This is a genomic window from Acinetobacter sp. C26M, assembly GCF_023702675.1.
Classification (GTDB): Bacteria; Pseudomonadota; Gammaproteobacteria; order Pseudomonadales; family Moraxellaceae; genus Acinetobacter.
In genome coordinates this window covers 1,909,315-1,925,084 of the sequence record NZ_CP098478.1, presented here as the reverse complement: position 1 = coordinate 1,925,084, position 15,770 = coordinate 1,909,315, and the positions used below count along the sequence as shown (strand labels likewise).

The window sequence follows — 15,770 nt, the reverse complement described above, 5'->3', positions numbered from 1 at the left end:
AAAAGCTTATTGATCAACGTTTTTAAATTGTTTCGATAACACACTTAAAGTTTTCATGTGTTTTCCATAACGGCGACAGGAACGACAAGCCAATAAATGTAGTTGTAAATTGCTCTGCTCTCGCAAAAAAAGTGATCTATCCTGTTTTTCAGATAATAATTGGGTGGCTTGGCGGCATGTCAACATGAGCAATCCTCCTGCAATAACCATTTGTTTTCTAAGCATTCACGCAGTCGGGTTCGGCTGCGATACATCAATACATTAAAGTGTGAAACCGTCAGTTCAAGCTTTTCACAAATTTCATTGGAACTCAGCTCAATGACTTCACGCAACATAAATACCTGAGCATATTTGGCAGGTAAATGATTGAGACATGCATCAAAAATGATCCAGAAATCGTGTTGCTCCATCATTTCTTCAGGGCTTTGCCATGCTTGTGGTGCTTCATATTTATGCCAATGTCCTGAGGCATCAAATAGTGCATCTATACTCAGCTCACTTTCTTCATCCTTAAATAATTCACTCATTGTGACTAAACGAGATTTCTGTCGAATCAAATCAATAATTTTATTTTTAAGAATCGCAAAAACCCATGTTTTAAACGCAGCCCGTCCTGTAAATGAGTCCAGATGTTGAAACGCGCTGGTCAGTGCTTCCTGAACTACATCCTCAGCCTGTTGCAATGAAGATAACTGTAAAATTGCAAATTTCAGCATCTGCTGTCTTAAATCTTGTAAAAAAGCAGGATTATGCAACTGATGTAATAGTTCATCGTGATCATGTGCGGAAGCTGAGTTCATCCCTGTATCTCATCATTATTATGAGGAATATGAATTAATCTTAACCGAGTTAATAAGGCTTTTAACGCATAGATTTGTTGTTGAATTTCCTTCTCAACAAATTCGGGAAGTACTGCTTTGATGAGTTGATATAGGTCTTGCTCAATACAGCCATTTTGCTGTATCTGCTCGATCATCACAGCGAATAAAGGTGACAAAGGCTCAATACAAACCAGATCCTGATCATCTCGCCATACCATAATCGCACTTGGCACTTGTTCCACCTGCTCAAGCTTCATTGTCACCGTCCAGCGATAAACAGGATATTGATAGGCCAATATCCAAACTTGGGTAGCCAATTGCCAATCTTGGTCTTCTGCCAGAATAGGCGTTTCGATTTCTACCGTATCTAAATACAGCTCTAGCCATTCATATTGTAATAGCTCTGCTAACCAAGGATATTCTTGTAATAGTGGATGTTGTTGTTCTGTAAGATATTCTCGAAATTGCAATGAGATGTCATTGTATAACGGTGACTGACATTGTGCTTTTTGAAAAAATTCTGCCAATAAGCTCTGCCACTGCTGTTCAGGTAACATGGCTCGTGCGACAGGAAAGACCAAGTTGATAAATGAACAGATATTATTAAACAACAAATCCCGATAAACCTGCATACGGTGAATAGCAAAGTTTTGTGATGGCTCTAACTCGGGATCACGAATCCAGTCACAGAACTGTCGCTGCGTAGTGTGAAAGGATATTTGCTTTGCCTTCATCACGACTCTCCTGTTGCATTTTTTTTATACTATTCAGTTCATTTTGTAGCTGTTGCCAAGATGGAATATTAAAGTCACGTTCCAGTAACGTCGGCTTAGCCCCACAAACTTGATAGCTATATTGCAATAGCTGCCAAACAGGATCACTGATTGCTGCGCCATGTGTATCAATCAATAGATTTTTTTCAACTTGTTCATGACCTGCAACATGGAAGTAACGAATCCGATCTTTGGGCATCGCTTCAATAAAAGCATAGGCATCACTGCCATGATTCACACTGTTCACATAGACATTATTTATATCAAGCAGCAATTCACAGTCTGCTTTGAGCAACACTTCACGCACAAATTCTGCTTCACGCATTTCCGCATTTGGCATCAAATAAGTAGAGACATTTTCAATCACCAATCTCTGCCCTAATATATCCTGCACCAGTAAAATACGCTCCGCAACATAATCAACAGCAGCTTCTGTCATCGGAATCGGTAATAGATCATATAAATAGCCGCCATCATGGGTGTAACTTAAATGTTCTGAGTAAATCGGCACCTGATAGCGTTGTAGAAACTTTTTAATCTGTTGGATAAATTCAAGATTGAGTGGATGTGGACCCCCAATGGATAAAGACAACCCATGACAAATTAAGGGTGCTTTCTCCACACATTGCGCTAGAAGTTTGGCATGCCGACCACCAAAGCCCATCCAGTTTTCAGGAGCAACTTCAATAAAATCTGGGTGAGTTTCAGCATTTAAAAATGCATCAATAAACTCACGTCTTAAGCCCAGACCTACACCAACCAAGTCAGCCATGTTGAAACTCCTATGATTAGAATGATGCCGATCTAGGTTCTAAACCGACATCACTTAGGATTGAAAGGATTATTTAGCGCCACACTTGCCATCAGCGACTTTTTTATCTGCACCGCATTTCGCATCAGCAGCTTTCTTGGCTGCGCCACACTTCGCGTCCGCTGCTTTTTTTGCTGCACCGCATTTGGCTTCAGTAGATTTTTGCTGTTGTTTGGCTTTATTGGCGCCACATTTCGCTTCACCACATTTTCCATCAGCAGCTTTGCTTGCATGGGCCTCTGTCGTCGTTGTCGTTGCTGCAACAGTCACTTGGGTTACGCCAGCAACAGAGAGTGCTAATAACGCTGCAACTGAAGTCATCGAATTAAGTTTGCTCATTTTTCTATTCCTTTTAAGGTAAATGCTCGGTTTGTACAAAGGTACATAAAGTTAGACGGCGTAAATCTCGATTTATTACAGTGCAAATAAAAAAAATTTATGTAAGAAACGGAATCCTCACCCGACTAATGATCATTCAATCCTATTCGGTGTGAAATTATCATGAAGAACTTTTTGTATTCGCTTAACCAGCACTATCAAAACATCTGCTCAGCACTCAAACATGCGGATGGGATCGCGGCACTTGCCTTACGTTGTTATCTCGTTCCAATCTTTTGGATGGCTGGTACAAATAAACTAATGCATTTTCAAGATACGGTGGAATGGTTTGGTAATAGTGATTGGGGCTTGGGTTTACCCTTTCCACATATCATGGCAGCACTGGCAACCTCAACGGAACTTGCTGGGGCTGTGCTTTTAACGCTCGGCCTTTTGACACGTTGGATTAGTATTCCATTGATCGTTACCATGCTCGTCGCCATTTTTACAGTACATCTTCCAAACGGCTGGCAAGCGATTGCCGATCCCAATGCACCCTTTGCCAATGCACAAGTACTTGCCTCTGCTGAAAAACTGGAAGCAGCTCGGGGAATTCTAGAAAACTATGGCAACTATGAGTGGCTAACATCCAGTGGCTCTTTTGTGATTTTAAATAATGGAATTGAGTTTGCTGTTACTTATCTGATCATGTTGTTGGCTTTAATCGTATTGGGTGGTGGCCGTTATTTCAGTTTGGACTATTGGATAAAACAAAAAATTTCAAAGTAGCTTCGTTAAAATGACCTTAGCATCAATAAAGTCAGGAAGCTGACCGCAATATTACAATTTTGTCATTTATAAATATCTGATTATCTTTGACGCTAAAATGACACGATAAAACTTTGGGCTCGATGAAAGCATGCGAATACTTCTGGTTGAAGATGAACAAAAAACGGGAGACTATCTCCAAAAAGGCTTAACCGAAGCAGGCTATGTGACGGACTGGAGTCAAGATGGCATTTCTGGTCTGCATCATGCTGTGACAGAACAATATGACCTGATTATTTTAGATGTCATGCTTCCGAAGCTGGATGGGTGGAAAATCCTCACGGAAATTCGCAAAGTGAATACCTTCCTACCTGTACTATTTCTGACAGCCAGAGATCAAATTGAAGATCGGGTTAAAGGTTTAGAATTGGGTGCAGATGATTTCCTGATTAAACCCTTTGCATTCGCTGAATTATTGGCACGAATCAAAACCCTGTTAAAACGCGGTCAGATCAAAGAGGAACAGACTTTTTACTCTGTCGCTGATTTGCATCTTGATTTGATTAAACGTCGTGTCGTCCGCTCTGGGCAACGAATTGACCTGACCGCCAAAGAATTTTCCTTACTTGAACTTTTTATGCGTAGACAAGGTGAAGTTTTACCAAAATCACTAATTGCTGCACTGGTTTGGGATATTAATTTTGATAGCGATACCAATGTGGTTGAAGTCGCGATTCGCAGGCTCAGAAATAAAATAGATACCGATTTTAGCCCTAAGCTGATTAAAAACATTCGGGGCATGGGCTATGTCTTAGAGATCGAAGATGAGCAATAAATTATTTCGTTCCATTGGCTTTAGAATCAGTTTCATTTCTACTTTATTCACGATTCTGATCTTGGTCATTATGGGAATATTCGTCAATCAGCATGTGGTTAATTATTTTTATCAACAAAATCAAAAAGAAATTGAAGGCAAAATTCAGCTGATTGAAAATCTATTCCAACAGAAACCAAGTAATTTTAAAGATGGATTAGATGAGGCTTTGATTGGACATGATAATCTGGTGATCCAGATTAAACTGGCCAATGATCAGACCATTTATAACAAAAAAAATAATCACGCCGATCTCAGCCAATTAATTCAAACTAAAAATGGGCAATGGATTAATTGGAAGAATAAGGATCAGAGTTATCAAGGCATCATGGTCAATAAGGTTCTTCGCTATGGCGAAACCAATCAAAACATGCAAATCATTGCTGCAATTGAGGTCACCGATAACTTCTACTTCTTACACTCTTTTAAACGGCAACTGCTCATGATTGGTCTACTCGGTGTGATTGGCCTGATGTTTTTAGGCTGGTTAGCAACTTGGCAAGGTTTAGGTCCAATTCGAAACATGGCAAGACTTTCAGAAAATATATCTGCAAATAATCTGTCCAATCGTCTAGATTTGAAAAACATCCCGATTGAACTTGCACCATTAGCCACAGCATTCAACGACATGCTGGATCGCTTAGAAATTTCGGTAGATAAACTTTCTGCATTCTCAAGCGATTTGGCCCATGAGATCCGAACACCAATCAATAATTTGATGATGCAAACCCAAGTTTCTTTAACCAAGCCAAGAACGATTGAGCAATATCAAGATGTACTCTTTTCAAATTTGGAAGAATACGAACACTTAGCAAAAATGATTTCAGATATGTTGTTTCTAGCAAAGTCTGACCATAATCTGGCACTAAAAAGTAAAAAGAATATTGATTTAGCGCAAGAAATGAAGATCCTATTTGAATATTTTGAAGCATTTGCTTCAGATAAGAACATTCATTTAGAGCAATCAGGTCAGGCACATATTGAAGCTGAACCAGCAATGATCCGTCGAGCCTTTAATAATTTGATCTCCAATGCAATTAAATATGGCGAAGCTGATTCTATTTTGCAAATCCAGTTAAGTGAAGATGCTCAAAATTCAGTGATTCTGATCAAAAATAAAGTTCCAGCTGAAATGCAGACGCTCACACCTTTGCAACTTTCACGTTTTTTCGATCGCTTCTATCGTTTAGATTCGTCTAGACACAAGGTTGAAGATGGTACAGGTTTAGGATTAGCGATTACTAAGTCGATTATCGAAATTCACGATGCGGAAATTGATGTATTTATTGAGGGTGAAAATATCGTTTTTCGGATTATTTTCCATAAATAAATCGGTAAAGGTGGCTAACTTAAGTAGCCCATAGGATAAAGGATCATAAAACTCAGCCTTGAGCATTATGATCCTGCTATTGAAATTCTGTATTACTTTGATGGCGTCTGACCATCATTACCTTGTATAACAGTATTACGTTCCTTATTTTTCTCTAGGAACATTAAACCACCATCTGCGTAGCTTAGACTTGCTGTTGATGCAAATGATACGATCAGGACAAGTTTAACCAATGCTTTCATTTCTATTTACCTGTTCTCTCTTAACTCTCTATAAGATAGAACAGGCAGCCCAACAGCAACATGACCTGAAAATGACAATTTTGTCATTTCTATCAATGCCAACGAATACAACTGTTGATCAAATATAAGTGATTCCTTAATTGGATATTAATCTTGATCTAAAGATTTTAATAAATGAATTACAGCATCACCCGCCAATTGCAAAGACTTTGGATCAACCTGCTCAATCGTGTCACATGCTTTGTGATAGCACGGCGCGAACTCAAGTTCATCCCCTTTCATTTGCTCATTAAACAAGATGACAGAAGTCACTGGAACTTTACCTAAGAATGGAGCCGTATCACTTGCGGTTAAGGTTGCAACATCTTCTTTAATTTCTAGATTTTTTGCTTTAAAAAATGCTTTGAGCGTATTCTCTAATGCGACGTCACCGCTATGGCTTGGGATACTACGTAAACCATCAAGTAAAGGCTTATAGTCTTGTTCTTGCATGCCACGCTCTTTTAACATTTTTTCCATGTCATCTATAGATGATTTATCACCATCTGCAATCAGGATTTCAGGATCTTTAGTGCCGACCATATCCACATTGATATAGGCTTTAATGGCTTTTAATTGCTCGGCAGTCAGTTTTTCCACATAAGCTTGAGAGCCTACGATCCCCTCTTCTTCCGAATCCCAAAATGCCAGATGAATGGTGTGCTTGGGCTTAATTTTTTGAGTAGATATTTGTGCCATCAAATCGAGCAATAAGGCGACACCTGAAGCATTATCATTGATGCCAGGCCCCATTTTGACCGAGTCATAATGCGCTCCCAGCAAAATTATGCTTTGTGTTGATTCTCCGGGAATCTCCACAATAATATTCTTGCCTTTGGTTTTTTCCCGATTTTCAAAACTCTGAAGCTCTGTACTAAAGCCTGCTTTCTTGGCTTGATCTAAAATATAATCTGCACTTGCCAAACCACCTTCCGTACCTACAGCACGATTGCCACCATGCTGTTTGGCAATTTGTTCAAATGCATGTAAATGCGTCATCATCTGTGCTGCATCGAGTGTTAAATCAGATTGACTGACATCTTCAATTTTTTCTTTGGAATGTTGCTCGTTTTTTTGACAACCACTGATTGCGAACATGCTAGTTAAAATACAAACACCTAAAATTTTCTTTAAAAACATAAAATAAACTTAAGCCAACTCTTATAAAGTAGGCCTAATACTAGATTTGCGCCTGTGGATTTGCCATTTCAATTTGTATCCTCTGTTCTTATTGATCTAATCAGAACAATATCGGTGCTTATTTCAAATAACAGGTAAAGCCCATTTTCAATGAAACAGGCTTTGCTCTAAGACCGAAGTTATTTTAGCGATGGTTTAAACTGCTAAAAATCTGTTCGAGTACTTGCCCAATCGCAAGAATGTCATGATCTGTATTCGGTAAACCATCTATTTCTAATCCGACAGGTAATTTTGATTTTGTGCCACATCCAATCGGTAAGCTCAACCCAGGTAAGCCAATGTTACTCCCTGGATCGGTATTGCGAATCAACCTTTGAAAATTTTCAATTGAACTCACTTGCTCATTCGCCAGTGGCGCAACAATGGCTGAGGTTGGAAAAATTAAAGCATTGAGTTGATGCTCACTGAAGGTTTTCTCGTAGAGTGAAAGCAACTCTGGTCGAGCCGTTGTGATCGCATCCTGATATAAAGCTTCGACCGCCACAGACTGACCCGTTTCATCTACAATCAATTCAGGCAAAATATTCTGCTTAAATAACTGCTGTACATCTGGGCTTGAAATTTGCTCCACAATAGCGTCTATATCTATTCCGATTTCATGTTTCTTTAAATATTCAATCAGATCATATTTGCCTTCGTAGATCACTACAGGAAATGAAATACGATGGTTCAGCTGCTCTAACTCAGGCATTTCTACACTGATGATTTCAATCCCTGCATTTTTTAAAAGTTGCAGTGCCTGATCAGCCTGCTGCTGAACCTCTTCATCCAGATTATCCCAAAAATATGCACATACGCCCAACCTGATGGGTTGCATTGATATACGAGCTGGGATTTGTTGTTGAGTAATCAATTGATCAATCAATATGATATCGGATACCGAATGTGCCATTGGGCCTGCGGTATCTCGTGTATGAGAGATTGGCGTAACACTCTCTTGAGCATAGCGTCCAACCGTTGGACGAAAACCAACACAGCCATTCAATGCGCTAGGTAGCCTGACCGATGCACCTGTATCAGTCCCGATTGCAATCGGCACCATGCCTGCAGCAACCGCGACTGCACTTCCCGAAGAAGAACCGCCTGCAATATGTAAAGGATTAACCGCATTACGAGTGCCAATCACACCCTCAATATGCATCGCGGTATTATAACCTGTCACGCCAAATGCCAGCTCATGCATATTGGCTTTACCCACAACAATCGCACCTTGATCGATCAATGCTTGAATCACAGGTGCCGTTACTTTGGGTCTGAATCCTGTTAAAGCAGGTGTTCCTGCCGTATTGCTAAAACCAGCAACATGAATATTATCTTTAACCGCCAGCAATACCCCGATTAATGCAGGACAAGGTTTGCCTTCTGCAATAGATTGATCCCAAAATTGAGCCTGTTGAAGCGCTGCAGCATAATCAAGACTGATAAAAGCATTGAGCGACTGCTGTGCATCAATCTTTTCAAAATAGTGATCTAGCAATTGTTCACAAGAAACTTTTCGCGCAGCAACCAATGCTGTAATTTCCTTGATTGTTGCTTTATCAAGATGAATACCTTGATTTAAAAATACTTTTTCTTTGATATTTAACATTTTGACTTAAAATCCATTTAAGTAGTAATGTCTATAATTTGTACCGTTTTTAGTTGATTAGATATCCTCAAAATTGAGGAGCTCATTAAGCATGCATCAATGCAGCCATTTCAGTACGATTATGACAACCCATTTTTTTCATGGCACTTTTTAAATGCGTTCTAACTGTGGTAAAGCTGATATCCAGTAAATTGGCAACATATTTATCACTCAATCCCTTACTCACTAACATGACCACCTCTTGCTCCCGTGGGGTTAAAAAGTATTGGAGTGATAAATCTATGGGTAAAGCTTGGGTCATATAGGGTTCGAGTAAATTTAAAATCCTTTTCTCTCGTTCACTAAACATAATCGAGTCTTTGGCACGCCAAATACGCAAATCGCCAATATCTATCCCATCCCGAACAAAATAGATATTTAAACCATGATACAGACCATAAGGGCATAGAAACTCATTGTAATAATCCGTTTTTTTTAGTTCTGATATCGAAATGATTTCATTAACAAAAGTGGCTTGTTGGCGTTCCCGCAGCCGAGACGTAATCGGGTCATCATGCTGCCAAATACGGTCATATTCTAGGATTGCTTTGGGATCGATTTGCCACATAATGCCTTGTTTGGATAGATGCTGTTTTGCATCCCAAATATAAGAAGCAGCAAAATCGGCTCTTAATAAAGTCGCGATATCCACCAAAACTGTTTCACGTAAACACTCATGTCCTTTTCCTGAACCTAATTTCCATAGTATTTCTGAAAAAAGACTAAACTCGGATGGACTTAAGTCGTGTTCTAAAAGCATACCTGCTACCTTTCTATCTTCCTGACATCTGCCCACTCTGGAATCAAGATGAACAGCTATTCCCTTTCGTCTATCTTTTATATGCCACTGAATCTTTATTTTCTACACTTTATTTTTTAATCGGCTTGCATGTGGCGTTTTGCCATACCAGCGTTTATAAGCATGAATAAAACTGGCGGGTTCGGCATAGCCTAACCATTCAGAAATTTGCTCAATTGAAGTTTGTGTTGAAGACAAATAGGAATTTGCCATCATTTTTCGGGCTTCCTCTCTGATTTTAATAAATGTGGTTTGTTCTTGTGCCAAATAACGGCGTAAAGTACGGGAGTTTAGATATAAACGATCTGCCACCTCTTCCATCGCTGGAATTTCCCCTTTGCTATTCATAAGGATATGCTGAACGTGATCGGTATATTTTTTTTGAGATTGCCGCTTATTCAGTATTTCTCGGCATTGTTGCTCAGCTGAATGTAGCACCAGTTCATTTGCCATACTCAGCTTTTGATCTATTTTTTCTGCATTTAAGATAATAAAGCTTTTCGATCCACCAAATTCAGGCGCTACCCCGAATAATTCATGATAAGGCTGTCGTTCTCCACTAGGCTGAAAGTCAAATGCTACTTGTTGGCAGAGATTCTCCCGTATTAAGTCGTGTTGGACTGTTATCAGTGCAGCAATATCTCGCTCAATAATGAATTGCCGTAATGTTTGAGGAATTCCCTCATCTACCTCTATATCAATTCGAATATTATTGGTCTCGGGTGCTTCTGATACCACAAACTGACTAAAGGCAAAAGATAAAGGAAAATAGGCCAAAGCAAAGTTCAAGGCTTCACGAATATTCGCACTACTAATCAAACCTAAGCCTAGAGAACCAAAGGTGGTAAAGTGATAACGCTGACCAACCTCCAAGCCAAGCAAAGGTCTGTGGCTAAATGTCTCGACTAGGTTAGCGATGAGCTGTAATTCCTGTTGCCCAGTTACCAACATATTTGGATCAAGCAACTGTTGTTGCTCCAGACCGATCCCCTTGAGGATCTCTGTATGACTCACACCCAGTTCAGCCGCATAATCTGCCATGAGACGAACACTATGAATACTACGTTGATATGACCATAAGTAGTTCAAACCTATTTTCTCAATGTCCTCTAATCACAATATTTTGTCCTGATCCATCCTCTAAATCAATGTATGAAACGATTATTCTGCATACAATACATGTTACTTTTCACTTGAGCCCGTTATGTTCAAACAACAATTATCTTCAAATAAAAATATTCGTATCGCCATTATTGGAACTGGATTTGGTGGATTGGGGCTAGCCATTCAGCTCAAACTTGCTGGATTTGAACAGTTTACCCTATTTGAAAAAGCCAATGATGTCGGTGGGGTCTGGCGTGACAATACCTATCCAGGTGCGGCTTGTGATGTTCCGTCTCACTTATATTCATTTTCTTTTGAGCAAGACCTTGGCTGGAAAAACCGCTATGGTTCATCGCAGGAAATTCATCAGTACTTAAAACATTGCACGGAAAAATATCAACTTTACCCACATATCCAGTTTAATACTGAGATTGCCAATGCTGATTTTGATGCAACGCTGGGTGTTTGGCAGATTCAGAGTTTAACTGGGGAAAAATTTGAGGCAGAATTTCTGATTGCTGCGGTGGGTCAACTCAACCGCCCCGCGTACCCGAAAATTAAAGGTTTGGATCGTTTCAAAGGAAAAGCTTTTCATTCAGCACGTTGGGAGCATGACTACGACTTAAATAATAAACGTGTAGCTGTGATTGGTACTGGTGCCAGTGCGATTCAATTTGTTCCTGAGATCGCTAAGCAAGTTGCGCATTTAGATATCTATCAACGTTCCGCACCTTATGTTATTCCTAAACCAGACCGTATTTATTCAAAATTAGAGCGAAAAGTTTTCCAAAAGCTACCGATATTGCAAAGTCTTGATCGCGTATTTCAATATAGTTATAACGAAATTCGCCTGAAGAGCTTTACCGCCACGCTGAATGAAATTCCTTTGGCTGAATATATTTTTCAGCGCCATATTCGTGAGGAAATCAAAGACCCACATTTCCGTCATCGTCTGATGCCCGACTACCCGATTGGCTGCAAACGCATTTTGATTTCCAATCATTGGTACCGAAGTTTGGTTCGTCCAAATGTCGAGGTGATCAATGCCGCAATTCAGGAAGTTACTGAAACTGGTATTGTCGATAAAGATGGCAAACACCGCGAAGTGGATACCATTATCTATGGAACAGGTTTTGCGGCAACTGAGTTTATGGCACCCATGCAAATTACTGGACTCAATGGCAAGACACTCAAGCAACAATGGGTCGATGGCGCAGAAGCATATTTAGGCTTGACCGTAAGCGGTTTCCCTAATTTCTTTATGCTCTATGGCCCAAATACCAATCTTGGGCATAACTCAATCGTTTATATGATTGAAAGTCAGGTGAACTATATTCTGGATGCAATTCACACCCATATCCAAAACAATTTATCCTTCACTGATCTGAAAGCTGAAATCCAAGTACAGTTTAATCAAGAAATTCAGGAGCGTATGAAGTCAACCATGTGGTCTCAAGGCTGTACTAGCTGGTACCAAACCGCGACGGGAAAAAATACCAATAATTGGCCAGGCTTCACATTGGAATATCGTCAGCGTACCCGCCATTTTGATTTGGAAAGTTATACTCAAGTACAAAAATCAGCACATACACAATCTCAGATAGACGATCAAGCCAAAAAAATAGCTGTTTAAATTCCCTCATTAAATCATTCCGCATTTGGATTGTCCTTAAATGAGATAAAGGACAATCCATGAGCGTGCTCCCACTCCGTTTGCATAAAATCCTAAAATTTGATAAATCCGCTTGACCTTCCCATAATGTTAAGGTCTATGCTGAAAGCAATCGGATTATCTCTATAGGTATAACTTATGGAAACGCAAACAAAAATATCGCCTAATAATATGAATGTCAGCCTTCAAGTCGAAGGCATGACTTGCGCCAGTTGTGTTGGACGCGTTGAAGCAGCACTCAAAAAAATTGACGGCGTTCAATCTGCATCAGTGAATCTAGCCACAGAGCGTGCAGATATCACACTTGCAAAGCCCGTAGACCGACAAGTGCTGATTCAAGCCATAGAACAAACAGGCTATGATGTCCCTGCAAACAAAGTTGAATTGTCGATTGAAGGCATGACCTGCGCTTCATGTGTCAGTCGTGTCGAAAAAGCATTGAATGCGGTTAATGGCGTAAACACTGCCAACGTCAATTTAGCTACTGAACGTGCCACGGTAACTGGTACAGCCAACATTGAAAGCTTAATCGCTGCAATTGATAAAGCGGGTTACGATGCCAAAGAAATTCAGGCATCCATTCCAGACCAAAGTGAACAACTTGAGAAAAAAGATCATGAACGAGCTGAACTCAAACGTGACCTGATTATTGCCACTATTCTAGCCTTACCCGTGTTTATCTTGGAAATGGGCTCACACTTGATTCCGGGTGTTCATCATCTGATTGAGCAAAGCATTGGCATGCAAAATAGTTGGTATTTACAATTCGTTTTGACCACTCTAGTGCTGATTATTCCGAGTCGTCGCTTTTATCTCAAAGGTCTACCTGCTTTAGTCCGTTTAGCACCCGATATGAACTCTCTGGTTGCAGTCGGTACATTAGCGGCTTACCTATTTTCATTGGTTGCAACCTTTGCACCAAAGCTACTGCCTGCTGGAACAGTGAATGTATATTACGAAGCAGCAGCTGTGATTGTGGCCTTGATCCTACTCGGTCGTTTTCTTGAGGCCAAAGCCAAAGGACGTACCTCTGAAGCCATTCAACGCTTAGTCAGCTTACAGGCAAAAGTTGCGCATGTTTCTAGAGATAATCAGATAATCGATATTCCAATCGAGCAAGTGCTTGCAGGTGATTTTGTCATTGTAAAACCAGGCGAAAGAATTCCTGTCGATGGTGAAGTCATTGAAGGTCAAAGCTTTGTTGATGAATCGATGATCACAGGTGAACCGATTCCTATTGAGAAAAATATTGGCAGCCAAGTGGTGGGTGGAACCATTAATCAGAATGGGACTTTAAGTTTTAAAGCCGTCGCTGTTGGTGGTGACACCATGCTTGCGCAGATTATCCGTCTGGTCGAGCAAGCGCAAGGCTCAAAAATGCCGATTCAGGCTGTGGTCGACAAAGTGACCTTATGGTTTGTACCTGCGGTCATGATTGCCGCTTTGCTCACCTTCCTTGTATGGCTATTTTTCGGCCCATCACCTGCTTTAACTTTTGCACTGGTCAATGCAGTAGCCGTACTGATTATTGCCTGTCCATGTGCCATGGGCCTAGCAACTCCCACCTCGATTATGGTTGGTACTGGGCGTGGTGCAGAACTTGGTGTCCTGTTCCGCAAAGGTGAAGCACTACAACTGTTAAAAGATGCTCAAGTGGTCGCAGTCGATAAAACAGGAACCTTAACCGAAGGTCACCCTGTACTGACTGATTTTGAGGTGACATCAAACTTTGAACCTAATGATGTACTCAGCCTCGTTGCCGCAGTGGAATCACTTTCTGAGCATCCCATTGCCAAAGCGATTGTCGATGCGGCTAAAAAAGAAGGCTTAGTTCTACCCAAGGTCGATCGATTTGATTCAGTCACAGGGATGGGTGTTAATGCCACCGTGAATGAAAGCCAGAACATCTATATCGGTGCAGACCGCTATATGATTCAACTTGGTCTGGATATCACCCCATTTTCCCATACAGCACAGCGTTTGGGTGATGAAGGAAAATCTCCACTCTATGTGGCAATTGATGGCGCTTTGGCAGGGATTATTGCGGTTGCCGATCCAATTAAAGAGACAACTCCTGCTGCCATTCAAGCCTTACATCAGTTGGGTTTAAAAGTAGCGATGATTACAGGTGACAATGCCCGTACCGCACATGCCATTGCCAAACAACTTGGAATTGATGAAGTCATTGCCGAAGTACTACCAGAAGGTAAAGTTAATGCAGTGCAAGAACTAAAAGCAAAATATGGCAATATTGCCTTTGTAGGCGATGGGATCAATGATGCACCAGCATTGGCACAAGCAGATGTCGGCCTTGCAATTGGCACAGGTACAGACGTTGCGATTGAATCTGCGGATGTGGTGTTGATGTCTGGGAACCTACAAGGTGTTGCCAATGCAATTGCGTTGTCTAAAGCAACGATTGGCAATATTCACCAAAACTTGTTCTGGGCCTTTGCCTACAACACCCTATTGATTCCAGTGGCTGCGGGTGTGTTATACCCTGCCTATGGCATCTTGATGTCGCCAATTTTTGCCGCTGGTGCAATGGCACTTTCAAGTGTATTTGTACTTGGTAATGCCCTACGTTTACGTCGTTTCCAACCGCCGTCTGTGCATAAAGGCTAATGGAGGATCTTATGAATATAGGTAAAGTTTCTCAAGCTTCAGGTGTAACTGCCAAGATGATTCGTTACTACGAGCAGATTGGTTTGATTCCTGCGGCAGGACGCAGCAATGCAGGCTACCGTTCTTATTCAGAGAATGACGTAGAGCGCTTGAAATTTATCAAACGCAGTCGTGAGCTGGGTTTTTCGGTTACGGAGATCACCGATTTACTGGATTTATGGAATAATCGAAATCGGCAAAGTGCCGATGTAAAACAACTGGCTCAGGCACATATTCATAAGTTAGAACAACGTATCCAAGACTTACAGCAAATGGCGCAAACACTTCAGAACTTAGTTGATTGCTGTGCGGGTGACAATCGTCCCGACTGTCCGATTCTCGAAGGCTTAAAAGAACCAAGTCATGAAATGAAGGACATCCATCATCATAATGATTTGCTCTCGCTTTCCCCACTTACTGGGCGCAAGTAAAACAGAATAAAAGGCGATCTTATGATCGCCTTTTATTTTTTATCCATTCTATTGATACAAAAAAGCGGCTATTTAAGCCGCTTTTTATTCATAAACAGATTAACGAGGTGGAAAACCTGCTTCTGATAAAGCCTTGACCACTTGTTGCTGTGAGGCTGTGGTTTCAACTTTAACACTGCGGTTAGGCGGATCAGTAATCACTTTTGCATCGGCATCTACCGCTTGAATTGCACGAGTTACACCACGTGCACAACCACCACAGGTCATATTTTCGACATGAAATTCCATCGTAAAACT

17 protein-coding genes are annotated in these 15,770 nt (G+C 40.8%); 6 read left to right on the top strand and 11 right to left on the bottom strand.

The features are described from left to right. Positions 1-6 precede the first annotated feature (6 nt). The 5 genes from NDN11_RS08760 to NDN11_RS08740 all read right to left on the bottom strand — a co-directional run bounded on the left by NDN11_RS08760 (position 7) and on the right by NDN11_RS08740 (position 2,744). On the bottom strand, positions 7-186 hold the full coding sequence (locus NDN11_RS08760; protein ID WP_251111421.1) for a zf-HC2 domain-containing protein: 180 nt from the start codon (positions 184-186) through the stop codon (positions 7-9). Continuing rightward, a complete protein-coding gene (locus tag NDN11_RS08755; protein ID WP_251111420.1) occupies positions 180-800 on the bottom strand; it encodes an RNA polymerase factor sigma-70 in 621 nt (206 codons plus the stop codon). Before NDN11_RS08755 ends, NDN11_RS08760 begins: the two co-directional genes overlap by 7 nt. After that, positions 797-1,555, bottom strand: a complete 759-nt coding sequence (locus NDN11_RS08750) for an HvfC family RiPP maturation protein (protein ID WP_251111419.1) — start codon at positions 1,553-1,555, stop codon at positions 797-799. The genes NDN11_RS08755 and NDN11_RS08750 overlap by 4 nt, the downstream gene beginning before the upstream one ends. Then, positions 1,506-2,366, bottom strand: coding sequence for an HvfB family MNIO-type RiPP peptide maturase (locus NDN11_RS08745; RefSeq protein ID WP_251111418.1), 861 nt, complete (start codon positions 2,364-2,366; stop codon positions 1,506-1,508). The genes NDN11_RS08750 and NDN11_RS08745 overlap by 50 nt, the downstream gene beginning before the upstream one ends. Before the next feature lie 69 nt (positions 2,367-2,435). Further along, positions 2,436-2,744, bottom strand: a complete 309-nt coding sequence (locus NDN11_RS08740; RefSeq protein ID WP_251111417.1) for an HvfA family oxazolone/thioamide-modified RiPP metallophore — start codon at positions 2,742-2,744, stop codon at positions 2,436-2,438. 162 nt (positions 2,745-2,906) lie between these two features. Here NDN11_RS08740 and NDN11_RS08735 point away from each other — a divergent pair, with 162 nt between their 5' ends. The 3 genes from NDN11_RS08735 (at position 2,907) to NDN11_RS08725 (ending at position 5,695) form a co-directional block, all read left to right on the top strand. Continuing rightward, entirely contained in the window at positions 2,907-3,512 is a 606-nt protein-coding gene (locus tag NDN11_RS08735; protein WP_251111416.1) for an HvfX family Cu-binding RiPP maturation protein, read from the top strand. Between the two features lie 130 nt (positions 3,513-3,642). Beyond that, positions 3,643-4,326, top strand: coding sequence for a heavy metal response regulator transcription factor (locus NDN11_RS08730; RefSeq protein ID WP_004806928.1), 684 nt, complete (start codon positions 3,643-3,645; stop codon positions 4,324-4,326). Continuing rightward, positions 4,316-5,695 (top strand): heavy metal sensor histidine kinase, encoded by a 1,380-nt coding sequence (locus NDN11_RS08725; RefSeq protein WP_251111415.1) that lies wholly within the window; start codon positions 4,316-4,318, stop codon positions 5,693-5,695. The genes NDN11_RS08730 and NDN11_RS08725 overlap by 11 nt, the downstream gene beginning before the upstream one ends. A gap of 92 nt (positions 5,696-5,787) precedes the next feature. Here the strand turns inward: NDN11_RS08725 and NDN11_RS08720 are convergent, their stop codons facing one another. The 5 genes from NDN11_RS08720 to NDN11_RS08700 form a co-directional block, all read right to left on the bottom strand. Continuing rightward, positions 5,788-5,937: a hypothetical protein gene (locus tag NDN11_RS08720; RefSeq protein ID WP_251111414.1), complete on the bottom strand. Its 150-nt coding sequence runs from the start codon at positions 5,935-5,937 to the stop codon at positions 5,788-5,790. A gap of 147 nt (positions 5,938-6,084) precedes the next feature. Next, entirely contained in the window at positions 6,085-7,116 is a 1,032-nt protein-coding gene (locus NDN11_RS08715; protein ID WP_251111413.1) for a M20/M25/M40 family metallo-hydrolase, read from the bottom strand. 184 nt (positions 7,117-7,300) lie between these two features. Beyond that, positions 7,301-8,764 (bottom strand): indoleacetamide hydrolase, encoded by a 1,464-nt coding sequence (gene iaaH / locus NDN11_RS08710; RefSeq protein WP_251111412.1) that lies wholly within the window; start codon positions 8,762-8,764, stop codon positions 7,301-7,303. 85 nt (positions 8,765-8,849) lie between these two features. Further along, the gene (locus NDN11_RS08705) at positions 8,850-9,563 is read right to left on the bottom strand and encodes a response regulator transcription factor (protein WP_251111411.1); all 714 of its coding nucleotides are present in this window, start codon (positions 9,561-9,563) and stop codon (positions 8,850-8,852) included. Between the two features lie 102 nt (positions 9,564-9,665). After that, positions 9,666-10,691, bottom strand: coding sequence for an AraC family transcriptional regulator (locus NDN11_RS08700; protein WP_251111410.1), 1,026 nt, complete (start codon positions 10,689-10,691; stop codon positions 9,666-9,668). Positions 10,692-10,806: 115 nt separating this feature from the next. Between NDN11_RS08700 and NDN11_RS08695 the strand changes: the two genes are divergently transcribed. The 3 genes from NDN11_RS08695 to cueR all read left to right on the top strand — a co-directional run bounded on the left by NDN11_RS08695 (position 10,807) and on the right by cueR (position 15,473). Then, positions 10,807-12,339: a flavin-containing monooxygenase gene (locus NDN11_RS08695; RefSeq protein ID WP_251111409.1), complete on the top strand. Its 1,533-nt coding sequence runs from the start codon at positions 10,807-10,809 to the stop codon at positions 12,337-12,339. 177 nt (positions 12,340-12,516) lie between these two features. Further along, a complete protein-coding gene (locus tag NDN11_RS08690; protein WP_251111408.1) occupies positions 12,517-15,003 on the top strand; it encodes a heavy metal translocating P-type ATPase in 2,487 nt (828 codons plus the stop codon). Positions 15,004-15,014: 11 nt separating this feature from the next. Then, positions 15,015-15,473, top strand: a complete 459-nt coding sequence (gene cueR / locus NDN11_RS08685; protein WP_241327674.1) for a Cu(I)-responsive transcriptional regulator — start codon at positions 15,015-15,017, stop codon at positions 15,471-15,473. Positions 15,474-15,572: 99 nt separating this feature from the next. On the opposite strand, the gene NDN11_RS08680 is transcribed toward cueR, so the two are convergent. After that, the gene (locus NDN11_RS08680) at positions 15,573-15,761 is read right to left on the bottom strand and encodes a heavy-metal-associated domain-containing protein (protein WP_251111407.1); all 189 of its coding nucleotides are present in this window, start codon (positions 15,759-15,761) and stop codon (positions 15,573-15,575) included. Positions 15,762-15,770 lie beyond the last annotated feature (9 nt).

What these genes read in the sequence shown, in the direction of transcription:
- NDN11_RS08690 (WP_251111408.1), top strand. Translation starts at nt 12,517, where the DNA reads ATGGAAACGCAAACAAAAATATCGCCTAATAATATGAATGTCAGCCTT.
- cueR (WP_241327674.1), top strand. Translation starts at nt 15,015, where the DNA reads ATGAATATAGGTAAAGTTTCTCAAGCTTCAGGTGTAACTGCCAAGATG.
- NDN11_RS08680 (WP_251111407.1), bottom strand. Translation starts at nt 15,761, where the DNA reads ATGGAATTTCATGTCGAAAATATGACCTGTGGTGGTTGTGCACGTGGT.
- NDN11_RS08720 (WP_251111414.1), bottom strand. Translation starts at nt 5,937, where the DNA reads ATGAAAGCATTGGTTAAACTTGTCCTGATCGTATCATTTGCATCAACA.
- NDN11_RS08740 (WP_251111417.1), bottom strand. Translation starts at nt 2,744, where the DNA reads ATGAGCAAACTTAATTCGATGACTTCAGTTGCAGCGTTATTAGCACTC.
- NDN11_RS08760 (WP_251111421.1), bottom strand. Translation starts at nt 186, where the DNA reads ATGTTGACATGCCGCCAAGCCACCCAATTATTATCTGAAAAACAGGAT.
- NDN11_RS08755 (WP_251111420.1), bottom strand. Translation starts at nt 800, where the DNA reads ATGAACTCAGCTTCCGCACATGATCACGATGAACTATTACATCAGTTG.
- NDN11_RS08705 (WP_251111411.1), bottom strand. Translation starts at nt 9,563, where the DNA reads ATGCTTTTAGAACACGACTTAAGTCCATCCGAGTTTAGTCTTTTTTCA.
- NDN11_RS08750 (WP_251111419.1), bottom strand. Translation starts at nt 1,555, where the DNA reads ATGAAGGCAAAGCAAATATCCTTTCACACTACGCAGCGACAGTTCTGT.
- NDN11_RS08715 (WP_251111413.1), bottom strand. Translation starts at nt 7,116, where the DNA reads ATGTTTTTAAAGAAAATTTTAGGTGTTTGTATTTTAACTAGCATGTTC.
- iaaH (WP_251111412.1), bottom strand. Translation starts at nt 8,764, where the DNA reads ATGTTAAATATCAAAGAAAAAGTATTTTTAAATCAAGGTATTCATCTT.
- NDN11_RS08695 (WP_251111409.1), top strand. Translation starts at nt 10,807, where the DNA reads ATGTTCAAACAACAATTATCTTCAAATAAAAATATTCGTATCGCCATT.
- NDN11_RS08745 (WP_251111418.1), bottom strand. Translation starts at nt 2,366, where the DNA reads ATGGCTGACTTGGTTGGTGTAGGTCTGGGCTTAAGACGTGAGTTTATT.
- NDN11_RS08730 (WP_004806928.1), top strand. Translation starts at nt 3,643, where the DNA reads ATGCGAATACTTCTGGTTGAAGATGAACAAAAAACGGGAGACTATCTC.
- NDN11_RS08735 (WP_251111416.1), top strand. Translation starts at nt 2,907, where the DNA reads ATGAAGAACTTTTTGTATTCGCTTAACCAGCACTATCAAAACATCTGC.
- NDN11_RS08725 (WP_251111415.1), top strand. Translation starts at nt 4,316, where the DNA reads ATGAGCAATAAATTATTTCGTTCCATTGGCTTTAGAATCAGTTTCATT.